Here is a 20,587-nt window from a genome sequence, read left to right as displayed (position 1 = left end):
ACCGGACCAAGCGAGGTGACCGCCCCTGAAATAACGACCCCCACCCGCAAGAGGGTGGGGACTTTCCCTGGCCACCAGTGGATACCTCACTTGGCCACCAACGGCGACTTCCATATGGCCATTGACATGGGGGACGAGTTGGGTGAGTTTGGGAACATCCCCGCGCGTGCGGGGCCGACACTTCTTGACCTGCGATGTTATCGCCGGAAGTAGCCAATTTCATTCACTTTGACTCGCGTGCACCGAAGTACGCCGGTACGGACCATGCATCGAACCTACGCGATGCCTGCTGAAGGTTGCGGCGCTGTTGGATCTGCTCGTGACGTTCATCGGGCTGGTACGAATTCCGTTGCGTGGCTGATGATTCTGCTGACTGTCGATCGGCTTCTGTTGAGTTCTCGGGAGATCTGGGTTGGGGTTCGGCCGTCGTTGTAGTGGCGGGTGAGGATGGTTGTCACCTCGGCTGGGTCGCGGCGGTGGGAGGGGTCTCGGTTGCATATGGCTGCGGCGATTTCGGGCCAGGGGTGGGTTGCAGGCTTGTCGGCTGGTTTAGGGGTGGCGTTGATCGTCGGGTGTTGTTCTGGTTCGTGGTGGTCGTCATCGTCTTCCGCAGTGGCGTCATTCGAATTCTGGGTCGCTGGCGTGGCCTCCTCGACGACCGCGAGTCTCGTGTGCAGCTCGAAGCGGGGAGAACGGGCGAGTGCGAGGAGTGCGACGGTTGATTGGGCCATCGAGCCTTCGATGATCAGTGGCCAGAGCCAGGCTTCGTGGGTGGGGATTCCCGCTTGCACGGCGAGCGCACGCAGTGCAGTGAACGAGAGCCAGAAAGCCCCGCCTGCGATCAGCACGGTCATGAGAGTGGCTATGAGGTGGGTGAGGCGGGCTTGGGCGTGTGCACGGAGCAGGATCGTGACGCCGTGGACTGCGGCCAGCAGGGCGATCGGGGGAACGACGGCGACTGCGGCGACGACCAGCGGTACGGCTGGTGCGTGCAGGACCGCGTAGGTGGCGTTGCCGGTGATGCTTACGAGGGCGGCGGCGGCGAGCACGCTCCAGAAGAAGACGTGTGCACGCGGACCACTGTGGTCGGCGGACGCAGTGGGCACCGCAGACGTCGTGCGAATGTCGGTGGACATGGAGGACCTTTCCGGTGGGTACGTGGTCAGCGTGCGGACTGGTCGGGGTTCAGCAGCATGGCCGGTGCGGACGCAAGCGGATGCTGTTCGCCGGTGAGGACGGAGAGTGCGGCGGCGACCTCGCAGATGTCGGCTTTGACGTAGGTGCCCGTTGTTCCGCCGCTCTTGCCTTCGTGGCCGGCGTAGGCGCGGGCCACGGCGGGGCCGAACGTACGCTCGACCCAGGTGAGCGTGGTGTGCCTCAGCCAGTGCGTCGAAATACCCTGCACCGCGACCCAGGGCAGGATTCCGCCGATGCGGACCCAGATGTGGTCGTATCGGCGGTCGGTCAGGGGCGCACCGGACCGGTAGCGCAGCAGCTGCTCGGATTTGGGTGCGTGGCGTTCTTCGGCGTGTTGGACCAGGTGACGCATCAGGGTCGGTGAGACAGGTTGCCAGCGGGTCGTCCCGCCCTTCTCCCGCAGGTAGATCAGGCACTGGTCGACGTCGAGGTCGTGTGGTCGCAGCGCGAGCGCCCCGCCGCGGCGGCAGGCCGTTTCGATGTGCAGTCGCAGGATCAGCGAGTCGAGTTCGGGGTCGTTGCCGGAAGTGGCTGCGGCGTGGCAGATTTCGGCGAGTTGCCCGGACGGGATGGCGTAGCGATGTGAGCCACGGCGGGTGGGCTTGGGCACCTTGCGAGCAGGGTTGTCCGAGGGGCGGATCCAGCCGTTCTCCTCGGCGTATCGGTATATGCATCGGACAGCGCTCACGAAGTTCTCGACCGCGCCACCTCCGCCACGAGTCGCCCGGGTCGTGCGGGCGGTGTCCCGGACCACCCGGGCCATCCCCTCGAGATCGGGCTTCGACACGGCGTCGAGACGGTGGTCGCTCCATACATTCAGCAGGCGCTTGAAGTGGGTGTCGTAGGTGCGGAGCGTCCCGGCGGTCAGGGTCAGGCGGACTTTGGGAATGACCTCGCCGAATGTGGGAGCGCAGGGACCGTCGGCCACGAGATCGGCGGCGGAGATGCCCATTTGAGACAAAAGCAATCGAGCTGCGGCGACCGTTTCGGCGTTGGCTCCGGAGGACCGGTCGAGTGATGTGGTCATCGTCACCACCGGTCCAGCAGGTGAACGCTCTCGGCGAACAGCTCGTCCATGGCGGCAGGTGGATGTACTACGAGCCGCCGTTGTGAGATCCGCCCTATCAATAGGACTCGGTCACCGATGAACAGATTGACGCATCTGCGCAATTTGTAGTGCACCCGGAACAACTCGTCGGAGGTCACTGTCGCAGCGCCTTCCTTCGACGGGGCAACGAGCAGGACCCCGTGGTCGGAGCAACGAATGTTCAGGCGAGTGCCCGGTTTCCAGGTCAGCTTGCGGAAAACCTGCCGGTCGAGAATCCGGCCACCCTCGCCGACCGTCGACATGCCGTAGACCAGATCGTCCTGGGCACGTCGCACGGGAACCGGATAGGCGATCGGACCGTGCAGCAACTCCTGCAACGGGGCCTGCGGCGGAACGATGGGCGTGATCACAACGACCACCCCCGGAAACACGAAACGCCGACCACCGGTAATCCGATGATCGGCGCATTCGCAATCTGGTACTGCAACACGACGAGCATGCTTGCCACCTCCTGCGGGTGTTCAAGCGCACTTGAACACCATGCCGTTGGATGTGGCACGTATGCCGTCGTTCTGGTGGGCGAAGGGGGACTTGAACCCCCACGTCCCGAAGGACACTGGCACCTGAAGCCAGCGCGTCTGCCATTCCGCCACTCGCCCGAGCGACTCGAAGACAGTAGCACGGGGGCGACGACGGAAAGAAATCGCCTGTTCACGGACCTACACGGGGTGTTGCGCAGGATTGGGAACCCTGGGGGTGCGCCGGGAGTTACAGGTGTGGACGATCGTGGATATCATGCAGGGACCGTGTCGCTACGTCGACACGCCCTATCGGCGTGTCGCCAATCCTGAACAGACGACCTGACGCATGTGTACCGAAGGAGGCCGAGATGGGTTTCGTGACCCGCTTCGAACGCCGCCTGCAGGGGGCGGTCGGCGACGCGTTCGCGCGCGTCTTCGGCGGTAGTGTCGTCCCCCAGGAGGTGGAGGCGGCGCTGCAACGTGAGGCTGCCGATCGGGTCACCGAGCTCGAGGGTGGCCACCTGCTGGCTCCCAACAGTTACACCATCACCATCAACGCGTCGGACCTGCAACAACTCGACGCCGATCACGACCTCACCACCCGGGCCTTCGCCAAACATCTCCAGGATTACATCCAGGAACAGGGGTGGCAGACCTACGGTGAAGTACACGTCGAGTTCGAACCATCCCCTACGCTGCACACCGGGCAGTTCAGGACTCGCGGTCGGGTCGATCCCGACGCGGACCGCCGGACTCCGGCGGCTCGCGGACCCTCACCCGGCCGACCTGGACCACCCCGACAGAGAACCGCAAACCCGCAACCAGGAGCTGGCCCCATGACGCAGAACTCAGGCTACGACCCGAGCCGTGAGCCCGCGGAGTCCGATCCACGCAACCGCGGGTACGCGCCGCCCCCGGCGGGCCGTCCCGCCCAGGGCTACGACGATTACGGCCGTGGCGGCTATCAGGCCCCCGGCGGTAACTACCAGGCTCCGGCCGGTGGCGAATACGCCGCACCCGACGCGCAACAGGGTTACGGCGACTACCAGAACGGTCAGGACTACCAGCAGGGCGGCGCGGCGTACGGCCAGCAGCAGGGGTACGACCAACAGGGCTACGACCAGGGTTACGACCAGCACAGCGGCTACGACCAGGGCAGTTACGGCCAGCAGCAGGGCTACGACCAACAGGGTTACGCCGAGCAGAACCACCAGGGCTACAGCGACCAGGCCTACGGGCAACAGCAGGGTTACGCGGACCAGGGTGGTTACGGCCAACAGCAGGCATACGGCCAGACACCGAGCGGCTACGACCAGGGTTACGGCCAGCAGCAACAGGGCTACGACCAGAGTTACCAGCAGGGCTACGGCCAGCAGCAGGGCGGTTACGAGCAGAGCGGTTACGGCCAGCAGCAGGGCTACGAGCAGGGTGGCTACGCCCAGCAGCAGCAGGGCGGCTACGCCCAGCCCGGCCAGGCCGCCGCGGGCGGTTCGGGCTACTCGGCCACCCTCCAGCTCGACGACGGCAGCGGCCGGACCTATCAGCTGCGTGAGGGAAGCAACATCATCGGCCGCGGCCAGGACGCGCACTTCCGGCTTCCCGACACCGGGGTGTCCCGCCGCCACATCGAGGTGCGCTGGGACGGTCAGGTCGCGATGCTCTCGGACCTCGGTTCCACCAACGGAACGCTGGTCAACGGCTCGCCGGTGCAGGATTGGCAGCTCGCCGACGGGGATATCATCCGCGCCGGACATTCCGAGATCCTGATCCGAATCGTCTGATCCCGTAAGCTCGCCGATGCGGGTCACGATGCGGCGCGGAAAACTTGCCCTTATCGTGATCGCAACCGGTCATCGGCCCTATGATGCTGCCAACCCTCGGTCGGCAGCAGGTCCGTGCTGACCAGCAAGCCGGTTGGGGGTCGGACCGTCGTCCCATATCGGCAGGAACAGGAGGTGGAGCACCGTGCAGGGACTGATCCTGCAATTGACCCGTGCGGGGTTCCTACTGCTGTTGTGGCTGTTCGTATGGGCGGTGCTCCGGACTCTGCGCAGCGACATCTACGCGGCATCCGGCATTCGGATCCAGCCCCGGGCCGCACGCGGTTCCTCGGTGCTGCCATCCCTCAGCCGTGGCCAGAAGGGCGCCAAGTATCTAGTGGTGACTCAAGGTTCACTCGCCGGTACCCGGATAACCCTGGGTGCCCAACCGGTGCTCATCGGGCGTGCCGACGATTCCACGCTGGTACTCACCGATGACTATGCCTCGACCAGGCATGCGCGACTCTCGCCGCGAGGCGAGGACTGGTACGTCGAAGATCTGGGTTCCACCAACGGCACCTATCTCGACCGCGCGAAGGTCACCACCCCGGTGCGGGTTCCGCTCGGGTCCCCCGTCCGTGTCGGTAAGACAGTGATCGAGCTGCGATCGTGACACTTGTTCTTCGTTACGCGGCGCGCAGCGACCGCGGACTCGTCCGAGGCAACAACGAGGATTCCGTTTACGCCGGCGCGCGCCTGCTCGCGCTGGCCGACGGAATGGGCGGCCATGCCGCCGGTGAAGTCGCCTCCCAATTGATGATCGCCGCACTCGCGCATCTCGACGATGACGAGCCCGGCGACGACCTGCTCGGCAAGCTGGATCGCGCGGTGCATTCGGGCAACGCGGCCATCGCCGACCAGGTCGAGGAAGAGCCCGAACTGGACGGCATGGGCACCACGCTCACCGCAATCCTGTTCGCGGGCAAGAAACTCGGCCTGGCGCACATCGGCGATTCGCGCGCGTACCTGTTCCGCGACAACGAGCTGGCCCAGATCACCCGCGACGACACGTTCGTGCAGTCGCTGGTCGACGAGGGCCGGATCACGCCCGAACAGGCGCACACCCATCCGCAGCGATCGCTGATCATGCGGGCGCTCACCGGCAATGAGATCGATCCCACACTGATCATGCGGGAGGCACGGGCGGGCGATCGCTACCTGCTGTGCTCGGACGGCCTGTCCGACGTGGTCAGCGACGAGACGATCGGAAACACATTGCGGGAGGGCAACACCGACGAGGCGGCCGACCGTCTCATCGAGCTCGCCCTGCGCAGCGGTGGCCCGGACAACGTCACCGTCGTCGTCGCGGACGTCATCGATCTGGACTACGGCCAGAGCCACCCGATCGTGGCCGGCGCGGCCTCCGGTGAGGACGAGGACACTCCTCCGCCGAACACCGCCGCCGGTCGTGCCGCCGCGATGCGCCCGCCGCGGGCCGCACCGCGCCGCGCCCCGGTCGCGCCGGAGCCGCCCGAGCCGCGCAAGAGTCACAAGCTGCGCTGGATCCTGCTCTCGCTCGCGTTGATCGCGGCCGTCGCGGTGGGACTCGTGGTGGGCTACAAGATGATTCGCAACAACTACTACGTCGGCGCGGACAATGGCAACGTGGTCATCGTGCGCGGGTTACCCGGTTCGGTGCTCGGCTATTCGATCCACGATGTCGACCAGATCGCCTGTGTGCAGCGCGACGGGGAGCTGAGCCTGGCGGCGACGGGTGAGAGCTTTCCCTCGGGCTGTAAGCAGTTGCAGGTCATCGATCTCGAGCAGACCGGCCGCGACAAGGTGAACAACGGCCTGCCCCCGGGGGCGCTGGACGATGCGCGCACCCAGCTCGCCAAGCTCGCGCAGCAGGATCTGCTCCCGGCGTGCAGCACCACGACCACGGTCTCGACGCCCTCGACGCCGCAACCCACCCCGGCGCCCACGACTCCCGCCACCCCGACCGGCGCCGCACCGGTTCCCGGCCAGCCCGCGCCCGCCAGCGGCGACGGCCGTCCGGGTGCGCCCGCTCCGACCACCACCGCGCCCGCCACGCCGACGACCGCGTCGCAGGCCCCGCAAACTCCGGGGGAGAACTGCAGGAAGGCGGACTGATGTCCGCTCCGGCACCGCTGTCTGCGGGAGCCTTCCCGAGTCCTCCGGGCGGGTTCGCTCCTGCCCCGCCGCCCTCGACTCGTCGTAACGTGGAACTGCTGCTGCTCGGGACGGCGGTCGTGGTGACCACCGTCGCGCTGGTGCTGGTGGAAGCCGCTCAGGATCAAGGCATTTCGTGGGAGTGCGCCGATCTGGCGATGGCCTACCTGGCGCTGTTCGCGGTCGCGCATCTGGCCGTGCGACGTTTCGCGCCATTCGCCGATCCGCTGCTGCTGCCGATCGCCGCACTGCTGAACGGCCTGGGCCTGGTGCTGATCCACCGGCTGGATCTGGCTGACGCGCAGAACGCCCGCACCAACTCCCTGCCGATCCCCGCCGCCGACGTCGACCACCAGGTGCTGTGGACCGCGGCGGGCATCCTGATCCTGGCGACCGTGCTGGTGGTGTTGCGTGACTATCGCACGCTGGCGCGTCACAACTACGCCATCGGCGCACTGGGCCTGGTGCTACTGCTGCTGCCTGCGGTGCTGCCGGAACGATTCGCCACCACGAACCACGCGAAGATCTGGGTGCGACTGCCCGGATTCACCGTACAGCCGGGCGAATTCGCGAAAATCCTGCTGGTGGTGTTCGTCGCCGCGCTGCTGGTGTCCAAGCGGGACTGGTTCACCGCCGCCGGACGCCGCGCCTTCGGCATCGAACTGCCGCGGCTGCGCGATCTGGGTCCGCTGCTGCTGGTGTGGATCGTCAGCGTCGGGGTGCTGGTGTTCGAGCGGGATCTGGGTGTCTCGCTGTTGATCTTCGGCACCGTGCTGGCGCTGCTGTACATCGCGACCGAGCGGGTGGGTTGGCTCGTCGCGGGCGGGGTACTTCTGATCATCGGATTGCTCTTCGCCTACAACACGTTCGGGTCGCTGCGCGCGCAGGTGCACGTGTGGTTGCACCCCTTCTCGGACTACAACAACACCGGTTACCAGATCGCGCAGTCGCTGTTCGGGCTGGCTACCGGCGGACTGGCCGGTACCGGACTGGGTAACGGGCGGCCCGATCGGGTGCCGCACGCCCGCACCGATTTCATCGTCGCCACCGTCGGCGAGGAACTCGGACTGATCGGGCTGGCCGTGGTGCTGGTGCTGTTCACCGTGCTGGTGATGCGCGGTCTGCGCACGGCGCTGGCGGTGCGGGACAGCTTCGGCAAACTGCTCGCCGCCGGACTTGCCTGCACGATTGCCGCCCAGGTGTTCATGGTGGTGGGCGGTGTCACCAAATTGCTGCCGCGTAGCGGTATGAGCACGCCTTTCCTGTCGTACGGCGGATCCGCGCTGCTCGCCGAGTACGCATTGCTGGCATTGTTGATAAGGATCTCCGATGCCGCCCGCGCACCGGCGCCGACCCGGAGGAAGGACATCGCGCCGACCAGCAACCCACCCACCGAGACGTTGCGCCCGGCGAAAACGGAGATCATCCGCACGGAATCGAGCCGAGGGGAACCAGCATGAACACACCACTGCGCCGCGTCGCCATGGCTGTGATGCTGATGACCGTCGCCCTGCTGCTCAACGCGACCTACGTCCAGGTGATCAAGGCCGACAGCCTGCGCAGCGACCCGCGCAACTCACGGGTGCTGCTGGACGAGTATTCCCGCCAACGCGGGCAGATCTCGGCCTCGGGCACGGTGCTGGCCAGTTCGGTCGCCACCGACGACCGGTACAAGTACCTGCGCACCTACCCCACCGATCCGCTGGCGTACGCCCCGGTCACCGGCTTCTACTCGATGCAGTACGGCCGCACCGAACTCGAACTCGCCGAGGATTCGGTGCTCAACGGATCGGACAGCAAGCTGTTCGGGCGTCGCCTGATCGATCTGGTCTCCGGCCGGGATCCGCGCGGCGGCAACGTCGTCACCACGATCAATCCGGTGATGCAGAAGGTTGCCTACGATCAGCTGACCAAGAATGGGTACACCGGTTCCGTGGTCGCCATCGAACCCAGTACGGGCCGCATCCTGGCCATGGTCTCCACGCCGAGTTACGACCCGAACCAGCTGGCCACGCACGACGGCGCGAACAGCACCAAGGCGTGGGAGCAGCTCAGCGCGGATCCGAAACAGCCGTTGCTGAACCGCGCCATCTCGCAGACCTATCCGCCGGGATCCTCGTTCAAGGTGATCACCTCGGCCGCGGCCCTGGCCACGGGCATCCAGACCACCGATCAGTTCACCGCCGATCCGCGAATCACGTTGCCCGACACCAGCACCACGCTGGAGAACTTCGACGGCGAACACTGCGGTAACAACCCCACCGTCACGATGGAGGAGGCCTTCGCCCTGTCCTGCAACACCGCGTTCGCGCAGATCGGCATGAAGGTCGGCGCGGCCAAGCTCAAGGACACCGCGGCGGCGTTCGGCATCGGCACCCATTCGGGTATTCCGCTGCCGGTGGCCGACAGCACCGTCGGCACCATTCCGGACGAGGCATCCCTCGCGCAGAGCAGTATCGGTCAGCGCGACGTGGCCGTCACCCCGCTCGACGACGCGGTCATCGCGGCCACCGTCGCCAACGGCGGTGTCCGGATGGAACCGCATATGGTGGATCAGACCCAGGGCCCGGACCTGTCCGAACTGTCCAAGACCAAACCGGTGTCGGTCGGCCAGGCGATCAGCCCGCAGGTGGCCTCGACGTTGACCAACATGATGATCGACTCGGAGAAGAACACGTTCCAGGGCAACACCACCTCGTTCCAGATCGCGTCCAAGACCGGTACCGCCGAGCACGGCGCCAATCCGGGCACCACCCCGGCACACTGCTGGTACATCGGATTCGCGCCCGCGCAGAACCCGAAGATCGCCATCGCGGTCGTCGTGGAGAACGGCGGCAACATGGGTCTGAAGGGCACCGGAGGTTTCGTGGCATCCCCCATCGGACGAGCCGTGCTCGAGGCCGGTCTGCAGGGGAGCTGAACGAGGATGACCAAGTACGGCCTACGGGGGCTCCCATGCTGACCAACGGCGCGATGATCGCCGACCGCTACCGACTGCAACGCCTGATCGCCACCGGCGGGATGGGCCAGGTGTGGGAGGCGCTGGACACCAGGCTCGACCGCCGGGTCGCGGTCAAGGTGCTCAAGGCGGAGTTCTCCGCGGATCCGACGTTCCGGCAACGGTTCCGGACCGAGGCGAAGACGACCGCGCAACTCAACCATCCGGGCATCGCGGGCATCTACGACTACGGCGAGACCATGGACCCGCAGGGCGGCGAAACCGCCTATCTGGTCATGGAACTCGTGCAGGGCGAACCGCTCAACGCGGTGCTCAACCGGCTCGGCCGCCTGTCGGTGGTGCAGGGCCTGGACATGCTCGAGCAGACCAGCCGCGCCCTCGAGGTGGCCCATGCCGCGGGCGTCGTGCACCGCGACGTGAAACCGGGCAACATCCTGGTCACCCCGACCGGTCAGGTGAAGATCACCGACTTCGGCATCGCCAAGGCGGTGGACGCGTCACCGGTGACCAAGACCGGCATGGTGATGGGCACCGCCCAGTACATCGCGCCCGAACAGGCCACCGGCGAGGACGCCACCTCAGCCAGTGACGTGTACTCCCTCGGCGTGGTCGGCTACGAGGCCCTCGCCGGGCAGCGCCCGTTCAGTGGTGACGGCGCGTTGACCGTCGCGATGAAACACGTGCGCGACACCCCGCCGCCGATGCCCTCGGATCTGCCGCCGAACGTGCGCGAGCTGATCGAGATCACCATGACCAAGGATCCGACGCGGCGTTATCACAGTGGTGGCGAGTTCGCCGACGCCGTGGCCGCGGTGCGGTCCGGGCGGCGTCCCCCGATGCCGCGCGGTATGGGCGGGCCGAGCACGCCGCAGGGCGGTGCGGCGCGGGTGCTGCCGCCGCCGACCGGCGCGACCACGGTGCTGCCCCGCGACTACGACGACCGTTACCCGAATTCCCCACGGCCGCAAGGACGTCCGACGGGCGTGACCTCCGCGATGGGCGGCCACCCGGACGACGATCTGCCGTACGACGACGAACCAGGTATGAGCCGCCCCACCAAATGGCTGCTCGGCCTGGGCATCGGCGCGCTGGTACTGGGCGGTGCGGCGGCGTGGGTGCTGCTCAGCGGCAGCCCGCCGCAGCAGTCGGTCACCCCGGTGGTCACCCACTCCACCACCACGGCCCCGGTGACGACCACCACCGAGGCGCCGACGACCACCGACGAACCGACCACGACCAGGTATGTCCCCCCGGTCGAGACCACTCGGACGACGCCGCCGACCACGACGACGACCCCACCGTCCTCCAGCACCACGACCAGCGACTCGCCCACCACCACGACCACCGGACGGCATCATTCGACGCAGTCCCCGTGGGATAACGGCGATTCGACCTACCCGTCGGTGGAGATCCCGACACTGCCGGGTGTTCCGGGCATGAACGGATACAACCAGAACGGGTACAACCAGAACGGTTATCACAACGGGTACAGCCAGAACAGCTACCCGGACCGTCACTCGCACAACCAGTACACCGACGTCAGCCCCCCGGACACCTTCTCACAAGGACAACCATGACCACCCCGAAGAATCTGTCTTCTCGCTATGAGCTGGGCGAGATCATCGGATTCGGCGGCATGTCCGAGGTACACAAGGCTCGCGACGAACGGCTGGGCCGCGATGTCGCCATCAAGGTGCTGCGCGCGGACCTGGCCCGCGACCCCACCTTCTATCTGCGTTTCAAACGCGAGGCGCAGAACGCCGCCGCCCTGAACCATCCGGCCATCGTCGCGGTCTACGACACCGGCGAGGCGGAGGTGGACGGCGGTCCGCTGCCGTACATCGTGATGGAGTACGTGGACGGCGACACGTTGCGCGACATGGTGCGCGGCGACGGTCCGCTGGCCCCGCGACGCGCGATGGAGATCATCGCGGATGTCTGTGCGGCACTGGACTTCAGCCACAAGAACGGCATCGTGCACCGCGATATGAAGCCCGCCAACATCATGATCAACCGGCAGGGCGCGGTGAAGGTGATGGACTTCGGCATCGCCCGCGCGATCGCCGACAGTTCCAATCCGATGACCCAGACCGCCGCGGTCATCGGTACGGCGCAGTATCTTTCGCCCGAACAGGCCCGCGGCGAGCAGGTCGACGCGCGCTCGGACGTGTACTCGGTCGGCTGCGTACTGTACGAAATCCTCACCGGCGAACCACCTTTCACCGGTGACTCGCCGGTCGCGGTGGCGTATCAGCACGTGCGCGAGGATCCGCAGCTGCCCTCCAACGTGCACGCGGGCGTACCGCGCGAGCTGGATTCGGTCGTGCTCAAGGCGATGAGCAAGAATCCGGCGAACCGCTATCAGTCGGCCGCGGAGATGCGTTCGGATCTGATCCGGGTGTTGGGCGGGCAGAAACCGCAGGCCCCGACGGTGATGACCGAGGAGGATCGCACCACGTTCCTGGGCGCGGTCGACGCGCCGCGCTCGCAGGAGGATTCCGGCGACACCGCCCCCGCCCGCACGCGCGATCCGCGTCGCACCATGTTGATCGGCGGGATCGGCGCGGGTGTGGTGGTGCTGTTGATCGCGCTGTACTGGGTGTTCCTGGGGCCGGGCAGCAGTTTCAACCAGGTGGACATCCCCGATCTGGCGAACAAACCGCTGGCGCAGGCGCAGAACGAATTGCAGAAGGCCGGATTCTCGGTGGCCATTCAGCAGAAGTCCGACGGTAAGACCGCGAACGGGAACGTCATCGAGACGCAGCCGCTCGGCGGTTCGCGCGCGCCCAAGGGCAGCACGGTCACCCTCGAGGTGTCCACGGGTCCGCAGCAGATTCCGGTGCCGCGGCTGGCCGATCTCACCCAGCAGCAGGCCCAGCAGCAGCTCGAATCGGCTGGGCTGCAACTGGATCCGAATATCGGCCACGGTACGTCGAGTATCGAGGAGAAGGACAAGGTGGTGAGCCAGAATCCGCCCGAGGGGTCGAAGATCGACGCGGGCAGCAAGGTCACCATCTCCCTGGGCAAGGGTCCGGATCAGGTGCGGGTGCCGCAGGTCGTCGGCCAGCAGTTGAGTGTCGCCGAGCCGAATCTGAGCGACAGCAGTGGTTTCAAGGTGGTCGTGCAGCGGGTGCCGTCCTCGCATCCCAGCGGCGAGGTGATCTCGACCAGTCCGCCGGGCGGTTCGATGGCCGACAAGGGTTCGACCGTCACGGTGCAGGTGTCCAGCGATCAGATCACCATGCCGAATCTGTCCGGACTCACCTCCGCGCAGGCGCTGGAGAAACTGCGGTCGGCGGGCTGGACCGGCAGCGTCAGCCAGATCACCCAGACCACGCAGGGCACCTTCGACGCGGGCAGCGTCGGGCGGATCGTCGATCAGCAGCCGAAGGCGAGTTCGACGATCTCCAAGGACTCGACGATAACGTTCGTGCTGGGAGTGCTGGGCCCGCCGTGATACGCGCACGTTCCGAGTCGGGTGAGAGTGCCCGGCTCGGAACGTGTTTCGGCCGCCGAGCGTGATTCAGCCGAGTTCGAGGTGCCGGTTCATCGACATGGCCTCGTCGGCCAGATCCGCGAGCTCGATCACCTCGACGCCGTGTTCCCGCAGCTTCTCCACCCCGACGCAGTCCGCGACGAAGGTGGCCGGTTCACGCCAGGCGATGACGACGCGGCGGATTCCGGCGGCGAGGATGCGATCGGTACACGGCACGCGGTCCTGGGAGGCGCGCTGCGAACAGGGCTCGAGGGTGCTGTAGATGGTCGCGTGGGCGAGGCGCGGATCGTCGCCGAGTTTGTTCAGCGCGGATTCCTCGGCATGCACCTTCGCGTCGGTCTCCCGCGAATACCCGTGTGCCAGTTCGACATCGTCCTGATCCACGATCACCGCCCCGACCGAGAACGCCCCCGGACTCTTCGGACACAACCGCGCCAGCTCGATCGCATGCCGCATCCGAGCCCGATCACGCCTCTCGACATCCTCTCGGGACATCTCGACGCTCCTCTCCCTACCTCGGACATGCGCGGCCACTTGACCCGCGCCTCGTTCGACTACGAATTCTGTTGTGCCGGTGGGTAATTCCACTCGCGGAAAATGCCGATCCCGGTTCCGGTGACCACCTCCATTCTGCGTCACGAACGGCCCCGACCGGCGCTCGGGTGCCGGACCGACAGGTCTCGGGCACCGCATCGACATGTGGATGTACCGCGAATACGCCAACTACGTTGCGCGCCTGTGTAAGTGGACCGGCAAGGCGACTTTTCGAGGGCGGAACAGATCTCGGGCTCGCCGACATCGGATCAAGGCGAGCGCGAATCGACCGGTTCAGGCGCCGAGCTGGTGTCCCTTGGGCAGGTAGCGCAGCAGGGCGATATCTCCGACGCGGGTGAGGTCGGCCAACTCCAGCCGACGTCCGGATCCCCCCGGATACGCCGCCGGATGCAGGAAGCGGGGGGCGGCCGGATCACCGACCAGGATGGGGGCCACGGCCAGGAGGAGCTCGTCGGCGAGGTCGGCGGACAGGAAGGCGGTGTGGATGCGGCCGCCGCCCTCGACCATCAGGCGGGTGATGCCGCGGCGGCCGAGGTCGTCCAGGAGTGCGCCGAAATCGATTGCGGGACCGAGGGATACGACGTCGGCCAGGCCGGAGAGGCGGTCGCCGAGCCGGGTCGCACCGGCGTCGGTGGTGTAGACGAGTTTGCCGCCGCCGTGATGCCAGACCCGCAGGGCCGGATCCAACTCGCCGCTCGCGCTGACGGTGACCTTCAGCGGATACTCGGGTTTCCCCGCGGCGATCCGGCGGGCCCGGCGATCGGCGTCGTTGACCAGCAGCCGGGGGTTGTCACTGCGCAACGTCTGTGCGCCGACCAGAATCGCGTCGGAATCCGCACGCACCGCGTCGACCCGGTCGAAATCCTCGGCATTGGACAACAGCAGCCGGTCCGGACTCGCATCGTCGAGATACCCGTCGAGGCTGACCGCCACGGACAGCAGCACATGGGGTCGCGGCCCAGGGCTCAAAGACCACACCTTCCCGTTGCGAGGCGCTCAGACCAGCGCCGCGACCTCGGCCTCGAGCGTCTCGACCAGTCCTTCCGCCGGACGCTCGCCGCAGACTTCGAGCCAGTTGGCGAGCATCCGGTGCCCGCCCTGGGTGAGCACCGATTCGGGATGGAACTGCACGCCGTGGATGGGCAGGGTGCGATGCCGCATGGCCATCACGATGCCGGTCTCGGTGCGGCCGAGCACCTCGATCTCGGCGGGGAGGGTGTCCTCGACGACGGTGAGCGAGTGGTAGCGGGTCGCGGTGAACGGGTCCGGCAGTCCGGCCAGCACACCCGCGCCGACGTGGAACACCGAACTGGTCTTGCCGTGCAGCAGCTCCGGCGCGCGGGTGACCGTCGCGCCGAACGCCTCGCCGATCGCCTGATGCCCGAGGCACACCCCGAGCAGCGGCACCTCGTGGCGCGCACAGGCGCGAACGAGGTCGATACTGGCACCGGCACGATCCGGCGTACCCGGTCCGGGACTGATCAACAGGCCGTCGAATGCGGTGACGACGCGGTCCGGATCGGACAGTTCCGCATCGTCGTTGCGCCACACCGTGGCCTCGACACCCAACTGGCCCAGGTACTGCACCAGGTTGAACACGAAGCTGTCGTAGTTGTCGACGACCAGTACACGCATGGCGCCAGCCTACGGGGTGGCCGATCCGACGTCGCGCGAATACCACCGTCGGCACCCCCGTGAGCTGCTCACCAGCACCGCGACCCACGCACGGCGACCCGGCTGGGATAGCCTGAGGGCAGACCGGCGACGCCGGGCGTCGCATGCGTATGCCCCCGCCGGTACGACCCGCACCCGAATACGAGGACGTCATGCCCAAGTCGAAGGTCCGCAAGAAGACCGATCATACGATCAACCCTGCCAGTCGCACCCCGGTCAAGATCAAGGGCGGCCCCTCCTCGGCCTGGTACGTCAGCCTCATGCTCGGCTTCATGCTGGCCGGTCTGGCCTGGCTGATCGTGTACTACCTGGCCAGCGACAAGCTGGCCTGGATGGGCAAACTCGACGCCTGGAACTTCCTGATCGGCTTCGGACTCATGGTCGTCGGCCTGGTCATGACCATGCGGTGGCGCTGATCCCGCACCGCGTGTTCTTACATCTGTGTTATTCATGCACACCTGTGGATGAGCCTGTGGACAACCCGAGGAGCGAGTGGGGATCGTGACGGCATCCGAACCGGTGTCCCGGCTGCGATGGTCCACACCACCCGCCGCCCTGGTGACCGCCGCAGTGGGCGGGATCGTGCTGGCCGTGGCCGCGATCTTCACCGGCGACGCGCCGAGCCGCCTGCTGGTCGGCCTCGCGGCGCTACTGCTGCTCGGACTGTCCGCGGTGGGTCTGCGGCAACGTCCGCGCCTCAGCATCGTGCCCGGTCAACGCCCTGTGCTGGTCGTGCGCGGGTTGCTGGGCGCGGTGGAATATCCGCGGGACCGGATCCTGCGGGCCCGGGTGGTGAGTTTCCGGCGGCTCGGGCGCAAATCGCCGAATCTGGAGATCGACGTCGAGCACGACGGTGAGGATCGGCTGCTCATCTTCGGGCGCTGGGATCTGGGCACGCATCCCCAGGACGTGCTGGACGCGCTGGTCGAGCACGGACTGGCCGTACCCGAGCCGCTCGGTTAGCACGGCTCGACCGGACCGCGCGGCCGGAACGGTTCGGTTCGGGATCGGCTCAGGACCCGATCGACGCCGCGGCCGCCCCGATCAACACCAGGCTCAGCACCGCGACCAGCCCCATCGCGGCCCACCCGACCCGCAATCCGCTCTCCTGCGTGCGAACCCGCACCCACTGCGGCCCGTACAGCAACCCGACGGTGGCCAGCGTGCCCGCGGCCAGACCGCCGAGATGACCCCACAACGAAATCCCCGGCACCGAAATACTGATGATCAGGTTGATCCCGATGACGACCAGCATCTGGGTGGGACTGCGCCGCAAACGCAACAGCACCACGGTCAGCGCACCGAACAACCCGAAGATCGCCCCCGAGGCGCCCGCGGTCGCGTCGTGCGGGGCCAGCCACATCACCGCGGCCGCGCCCCCGAACAGCGAGATCAGGTAGATCGTCAGATACCGCCAGCGCCCCAGCACCGTCTCCGCGTCGCGCCCGAGCATGTACAACGCGAACATGTTGACCGCCAGATGCAGCGGGCCGTAGTGCAGGAACGCACCTCCGACCACGCGAATCCACTGACCGCGCGCGACCCCCACCGGCCACAGCACCCAGTCCTCGAACAGCGTCGAGTACTGATTGGCGGCCACGCTGTGCGCCTGGAAGGCGGTGAACGCGAAGACCGCGACGTTCAACGCGATCAGCACGTAGGTCACATACGGCACCGGCCGGGTGGCCACCGGGCCGCCGACGGCCGTGCGCGCCTGCCGCACCTCACGTTGTCCCTGGGAGACGCATTCCACACACTGCTGGCCGACCGCGGCCTGGCGCAGGCACTCCGGACAGGCGGGACGCCCGCACCGAGTGCATGCCAGACCGGTGGTGCGGTCCTGATGACGGAAACAGGTCGGTGCGGGCGGTTGAGGATTCACGAAACTCCGTGTTCATCGACTACGAGCGGCACGAGGGTGGTAATTGCACGCTACCCTCGCAAAACGGACCGCTCATCCCGGGCGAGGAATTCAGCCGAGCGTGACACCGGAAATCGTCACCGGTTCCTTCGGCCGATCGTTGCGATCCACGGCGGTGGTGGCGATCGCGTCGACGACCTTGCGCGAATCGGGTTCGAGCACCTCACCGAAGATGGTGTGCTTGCGGTTCAGGTGCGGCTGCGGGCCGACGGTGATGAAGAACTGCGAACCGTTGGTGCCCGGTCCGGCATTCGCCATCGCCAGCAGGTAACCGCGGTCGAACCGCAGCTCCGGATGGAATTCGTCACCGAACTCGTACCCCGGACCACCGCGACCGGTCCCGGTCGGATCGCCGCCCTGGATCATGAACCTGTCGATGACGCGGTGGAACGTGCTGCCGTCGTAGAACGGGCCGGTGGTCGCACCGGCGGCGTTCTGCGTCGAGTACGGCGCACTGCCGTCGGCCAGGGCGATGAAGTTACGCACCGTTTTCGGCGCGTGGTTACCGAAGAGCGCGATCTTGATATCACCGTGGTTCGTATGCAGCGTTGCCACGGAGGTCTGATTCGGTGAAGTCACGCCGAACATGTTGACACATGCGAGGCCGTGTTCCGCCGAGCACCGACCGGTGCCGCGGGTTTTCCTGAGCAAACACCCCTCGGCACCGGTATTTCGGTTGTCTCACAGGGTGAATCGGATAACCGCGCCGAACCCGGCAAACTCGCTCAGTGCGCGGTGGCGTGCTGTCGAGTCGAGCCGTTGGTGCTGTAACCGAGACGAGGCGGTTCGGGCGCCGGCGCCGGAAGCTGCGGCTTGCGGGTGACGACCCGCCAAGCGGTACCGCCCGCGACGGCGGCGAGAACTACGACGATCAACCGGTTGCGCAACCGGCCCTTACGGGAACTGCCCAACTGCATACGACCACTGTGTCACAGCCGCGCATTTCGTGCAGTAGGCACTGCTCGCGACCTCACCTGCTGACGGTGCGTTCGAACTGCCGCAGCGACAGCGGCACGAAGACCACCAGCAACACCACCACCCAGATCAATGTGGTGAGCACCGGATGCCGCATGGACCACACATCCGGCGGCGGGGTGAGCGCACTGGTGTTGCCGAACAGCTCGCGGATCGCCTGCGTCACCGCCGACACCGGATTCCAGTCCGCGAAAATCCTTAGCGGCGTTGGCAATTGCGCACTGGGGACGAAGGTGTTGGCGATGAACGTCAACGGGAAGATCACCATGAAACTCGCGTTGTTGAACACCTCGGGGGCCCGCACCAGCAAACCGACCACGGCCATCATCCAGGAGACCGCGTAGGCGAACAGCAACAGCAGCACATAGCCGAGCACGCCGTCCAGGAACGACCCGCGAATCCGCCAGCCGATCAACAGTCCGGTGATCGACATCACCACCAGGCTGACCACGTTGATCACCACATCGGCGACGGTGCGACCGATCAGCACGGCCGCCGGCGCCATGGGCAGGGAACGGAACCGGTCGATGATGCCCTTCTGCATATCCTCCGCGAGGCTGGACCCGGTGAACGTCGCGCCGAACACGGCGGTCTGCGCGAAGATGCCCGCGATCAGGAACTCCCGGTAGGACGTGCCGGTGACGGTGATCGCCGAACCGAAGATGTACGCGAACAGCAACACGAACATGATCGGCGAGAGCGTCGAGAAGATCAGCACATCGGGCACCCGGCGGATCTTGATGACGTTGCGCTTGGTGACGGTCATGCTGTCGCTGACCAGCATCCGTGTCCGCTCGACCAGCGAGGGCTCATCGGAAACGACTGTCGCGGAAGCCATTACGCATCCTCCTGCTCGCCCGTGGTGGTCCTCTCCCGCGCCTCGTGCCCGGTGAGGGTCAGGAAGACGTCGTCCAGCGAGGGCCGTCGCAGCCCGACGTCGTGGATCTTCACCTCGCGGGCGCCGAGCCGCCCGATCGCGTCGACCAGGGCCTGGGAACCGTCGCTGACCGGCACGGTGACCCGCCGCAGCCCCGGTTCGAGGTGAATCTCCCCGACCGCCAGCTCGGCCAGTGCGTCGCGCGCGATCTCCAGGCTGCCGACGTGGTCGACGGTCAGCTCGATGCGGTCGCCGCCGACCATGGTCTTGAGCTCGTCGGCGGTGCCGCGGGCGATCACCGTGCCGTGGTCGATGACGGCGATGGCGTCGGCCAGCCGATCGGCCTCCTCCATGTACTGCGTGGTCAGCAGCAGGGTGGTGCCCGCGGCGACCAACTCCTCGATGACGTCCCACAGATCCAGCCGGGCCCGCGGATCCAGGCCCGTGGTCGGCTCGTCCAGGAACAGCACCGGCGGATTGGCGACCAGCGCCCCGGCCAGGTCCAACCGCCGCCGCATACCGCCGGAGTAGCCCTTGACCGGGCGATCGGCGGCATCGGCGAGGTCGAACCGCTCGAGCAGCTCGCGGGCCCGCTGTTTACTGCGGGCCACGCCCAGATGGTAGAGCCGCCCGACCATCTCGAGATTCTCGAAACCGGTGAGGTACTCGTCCACCGCCGCGTACTGCCCCGAGGCTCCGATCCGGGCCCGCAACCGGCGCGGCTCGCGCAGCACGTCGATTCCGGCGACGGTGGCGCGGCCGGAATCCGGCGTCAGGAGCGTGGTGAAAACCCGGACCGTGGTGGTCTTACCGGCCCCGTTGGGCCCCAGCAGCGCGGTGACCGTGCCCTCGGGCACCCGCAGATCCAAACCGTCGAGCGCGACGAGGCGGCCGTATTTCTTGACCAGGCCCTCGGCGATGATGGCATCGACCATGACCCTCTCCTGATGTTCCCACCGGCCGCGGATCGGATCTCGGCGGATCTCGCGGCCAGTATTGCCCAGACCACCGACAAGTTCCATCGAATATCGCCGCTACCAGTGCGAACGTTTCGACGGAGGGCCGCTGCGGGCGGGAAAGTTCAGGGGCCGCATCCCGGGGGTCCGGCGGGTGCTCGGGGGTGCCGGCGGGATGCGACCGAGTTCATCGTCTCCCCCGGGCGCACCGGATGCGCGAGTACCGCGCTACCCGACTCCGCCGCGGCGGGTACTCACTCGACCGGCCCGCCCGCCCCCGGACACGCCCGGAATGTGTACTTCTCAATTGTGACCGTGTCGCGAATTCGCATACCGACCGGTCGACAGCGACCATCCAGCGAACCGGTGTCGACACGTCGATTGCCTCGTAAATTCCTGCGCAACAAGAGATTTCAGAAAACCGGCAGCACAGGAAGAGATCATCGGCGACAACT

At 66.8% G+C, this 20,587-nt stretch carries 20 protein-coding genes and 1 tRNA gene; 9 read left to right on the top strand and 12 right to left on the bottom strand.

Annotated features, from left to right (window positions below):
• Nucleotides 1–326 precede the first annotated feature (326 nt).
• The 4 genes from NRB20_RS30420 to NRB20_RS30405 all read right to left on the bottom strand — a co-directional run bounded on the left by NRB20_RS30420 (nt 327) and on the right by NRB20_RS30405 (nt 2,904).
• Nucleotides 327–1,136 carry a DUF2637 domain-containing protein gene (locus NRB20_RS30420; RefSeq protein WP_153414840.1) on the bottom strand — a complete coding sequence of 270 codons (810 nt, stop codon included), beginning with the start codon at nt 1,134–1,136 and terminating at the stop codon, nt 327–329.
• Nucleotides 1,137–1,162: 26 nt separating this feature from the next.
• Nucleotides 1,163–2,224, bottom strand: coding sequence for a tyrosine-type recombinase/integrase (locus NRB20_RS30415; protein WP_153414839.1), 1,062 nt, complete (start codon nt 2,222–2,224; stop codon nt 1,163–1,165).
• A 2-nt stretch (nt 2,225–2,226) separates the two neighbouring features.
• Nucleotides 2,227–2,655, bottom strand: a complete 429-nt coding sequence (locus tag NRB20_RS30410) for an AbrB/MazE/SpoVT family DNA-binding domain-containing protein (RefSeq protein WP_153414838.1) — start codon at nt 2,653–2,655, stop codon at nt 2,227–2,229.
• A gap of 163 nt (nt 2,656–2,818) precedes the next feature.
• Nucleotides 2,819–2,904 (bottom strand) — tRNA-Leu (locus NRB20_RS30405).
• 230 nt (nt 2,905–3,134) lie between these two features.
• On the opposite strand from NRB20_RS30405, the gene NRB20_RS30400 reads away from it, so the two are divergent.
• From NRB20_RS30400 to pknB, 7 genes are all read left to right on the top strand, one after another.
• Nucleotides 3,135–4,547: a DUF3662 and FHA domain-containing protein gene (locus NRB20_RS30400; RefSeq protein WP_153414837.1), complete on the top strand. Its 1,413-nt coding sequence runs from the start codon at nt 3,135–3,137 to the stop codon at nt 4,545–4,547.
• Between the two features lie 184 nt (nt 4,548–4,731).
• The gene (locus NRB20_RS30395) at nt 4,732–5,199 is read left to right on the top strand and encodes an FHA domain-containing protein FhaB/FipA (RefSeq protein WP_319945592.1); all 468 of its coding nucleotides are present in this window, start codon (nt 4,732–4,734) and stop codon (nt 5,197–5,199) included.
• Nucleotides 5,196–6,680, top strand: a complete 1,485-nt coding sequence (locus NRB20_RS30390; protein ID WP_319945591.1) for a PP2C family protein-serine/threonine phosphatase — start codon at nt 5,196–5,198, stop codon at nt 6,678–6,680. The genes NRB20_RS30395 and NRB20_RS30390 overlap by 4 nt, the downstream gene beginning before the upstream one ends.
• The gene (locus tag NRB20_RS30385; RefSeq protein ID WP_153414835.1) at nt 6,680–8,179 is read left to right on the top strand and encodes an FtsW/RodA/SpoVE family cell cycle protein; all 1,500 of its coding nucleotides are present in this window, start codon (nt 6,680–6,682) and stop codon (nt 8,177–8,179) included. The genes NRB20_RS30390 and NRB20_RS30385 overlap by 1 nt, the downstream gene beginning before the upstream one ends.
• Complete coding sequence (locus NRB20_RS30380; protein ID WP_153414834.1) at nt 8,176–9,639, top strand: peptidoglycan D,D-transpeptidase FtsI family protein; 1,464 nt, start codon at nt 8,176–8,178, stop codon at nt 9,637–9,639. The genes NRB20_RS30385 and NRB20_RS30380 overlap by 4 nt, the downstream gene beginning before the upstream one ends.
• A 35-nt stretch (nt 9,640–9,674) precedes the next feature.
• Nucleotides 9,675–11,255, top strand: coding sequence for a protein kinase domain-containing protein (locus NRB20_RS30375; protein ID WP_153414833.1), 1,581 nt, complete (start codon nt 9,675–9,677; stop codon nt 11,253–11,255).
• Nucleotides 11,252–13,135, top strand: a complete 1,884-nt coding sequence (pknB, locus tag NRB20_RS30370; protein WP_153414832.1) for a Stk1 family PASTA domain-containing Ser/Thr kinase — start codon at nt 11,252–11,254, stop codon at nt 13,133–13,135. Before NRB20_RS30375 ends, pknB begins: the two co-directional genes overlap by 4 nt.
• Before the next feature lie 66 nt (nt 13,136–13,201).
• On the opposite strand, the gene NRB20_RS30365 is transcribed toward pknB, so the two are convergent.
• The 3 genes from NRB20_RS30365 to NRB20_RS30355 all read right to left on the bottom strand — a co-directional run bounded on the left by NRB20_RS30365 (nt 13,202) and on the right by NRB20_RS30355 (nt 15,364).
• Entirely contained in the window at nt 13,202–13,669 is a 468-nt protein-coding gene (locus NRB20_RS30365) for a deaminase (protein WP_194290061.1), read from the bottom strand.
• 333 nt (nt 13,670–14,002) lie between these two features.
• Nucleotides 14,003–14,698 carry a RibD family protein gene (locus NRB20_RS30360; RefSeq protein WP_153414831.1) on the bottom strand — a complete coding sequence of 232 codons (696 nt, stop codon included), beginning with the start codon at nt 14,696–14,698 and terminating at the stop codon, nt 14,003–14,005.
• A gap of 27 nt (nt 14,699–14,725) precedes the next feature.
• The gene (locus NRB20_RS30355) at nt 14,726–15,364 is read right to left on the bottom strand and encodes an aminodeoxychorismate/anthranilate synthase component II (RefSeq protein WP_153414830.1); all 639 of its coding nucleotides are present in this window, start codon (nt 15,362–15,364) and stop codon (nt 14,726–14,728) included.
• A gap of 191 nt (nt 15,365–15,555) precedes the next feature.
• Here NRB20_RS30355 and crgA point away from each other — a divergent pair, with 191 nt between their 5' ends.
• Both crgA and NRB20_RS30345 read left to right on the top strand, forming a co-directional pair.
• Nucleotides 15,556–15,819, top strand: a complete 264-nt coding sequence (gene crgA / locus NRB20_RS30350) for a cell division protein CrgA (protein WP_153414829.1) — start codon at nt 15,556–15,558, stop codon at nt 15,817–15,819.
• A gap of 85 nt (nt 15,820–15,904) precedes the next feature.
• Entirely contained in the window at nt 15,905–16,366 is a 462-nt protein-coding gene (locus tag NRB20_RS30345) for a PH domain-containing protein (RefSeq protein WP_319945590.1), read from the top strand.
• A 49-nt stretch (nt 16,367–16,415) separates the two neighbouring features.
• Here NRB20_RS30345 and NRB20_RS30340 read toward each other — a convergent pair whose 3' ends face one another.
• The 5 genes from NRB20_RS30340 to NRB20_RS30320 form a co-directional block, all read right to left on the bottom strand.
• On the bottom strand, nt 16,416–17,285 hold the full coding sequence (locus tag NRB20_RS30340; RefSeq protein WP_319945589.1) for a rhomboid family intramembrane serine protease: 870 nt from the start codon (nt 17,283–17,285) through the stop codon (nt 16,416–16,418).
• Nucleotides 17,286–17,375: 90 nt separating this feature from the next.
• Nucleotides 17,376–17,903 carry a peptidylprolyl isomerase gene (locus NRB20_RS30335; protein ID WP_319945588.1) on the bottom strand — a complete coding sequence of 176 codons (528 nt, stop codon included), beginning with the start codon at nt 17,901–17,903 and terminating at the stop codon, nt 17,376–17,378.
• Nucleotides 17,904–18,049: 146 nt separating this feature from the next.
• On the bottom strand, nt 18,050–18,241 hold the full coding sequence (locus NRB20_RS30330) for a hypothetical protein (RefSeq protein WP_153414827.1): 192 nt from the start codon (nt 18,239–18,241) through the stop codon (nt 18,050–18,052).
• A gap of 53 nt (nt 18,242–18,294) precedes the next feature.
• Nucleotides 18,295–19,137 (bottom strand): ABC transporter permease, encoded by an 843-nt coding sequence (locus tag NRB20_RS30325; protein WP_194290060.1) that lies wholly within the window; start codon nt 19,135–19,137, stop codon nt 18,295–18,297.
• Nucleotides 19,137–20,111, bottom strand: a complete 975-nt coding sequence (locus NRB20_RS30320; RefSeq protein WP_153414826.1) for an ATP-binding cassette domain-containing protein — start codon at nt 20,109–20,111, stop codon at nt 19,137–19,139. Before NRB20_RS30320 ends, NRB20_RS30325 begins: the two co-directional genes overlap by 1 nt.
• Between the last annotated feature and the right edge of the window lie 476 nt (nt 20,112–20,587).

The organism is Nocardia macrotermitis, assembly GCF_009604405.1.
Taxonomy (GTDB): Bacteria; Actinomycetota; Actinomycetes; order Mycobacteriales; family Mycobacteriaceae; genus Nocardia; species Nocardia macrotermitis.
The sequence above is the reverse complement of the archived record's forward strand: the minus strand, read 5'-3'. Positions and strand labels throughout refer to the sequence as shown.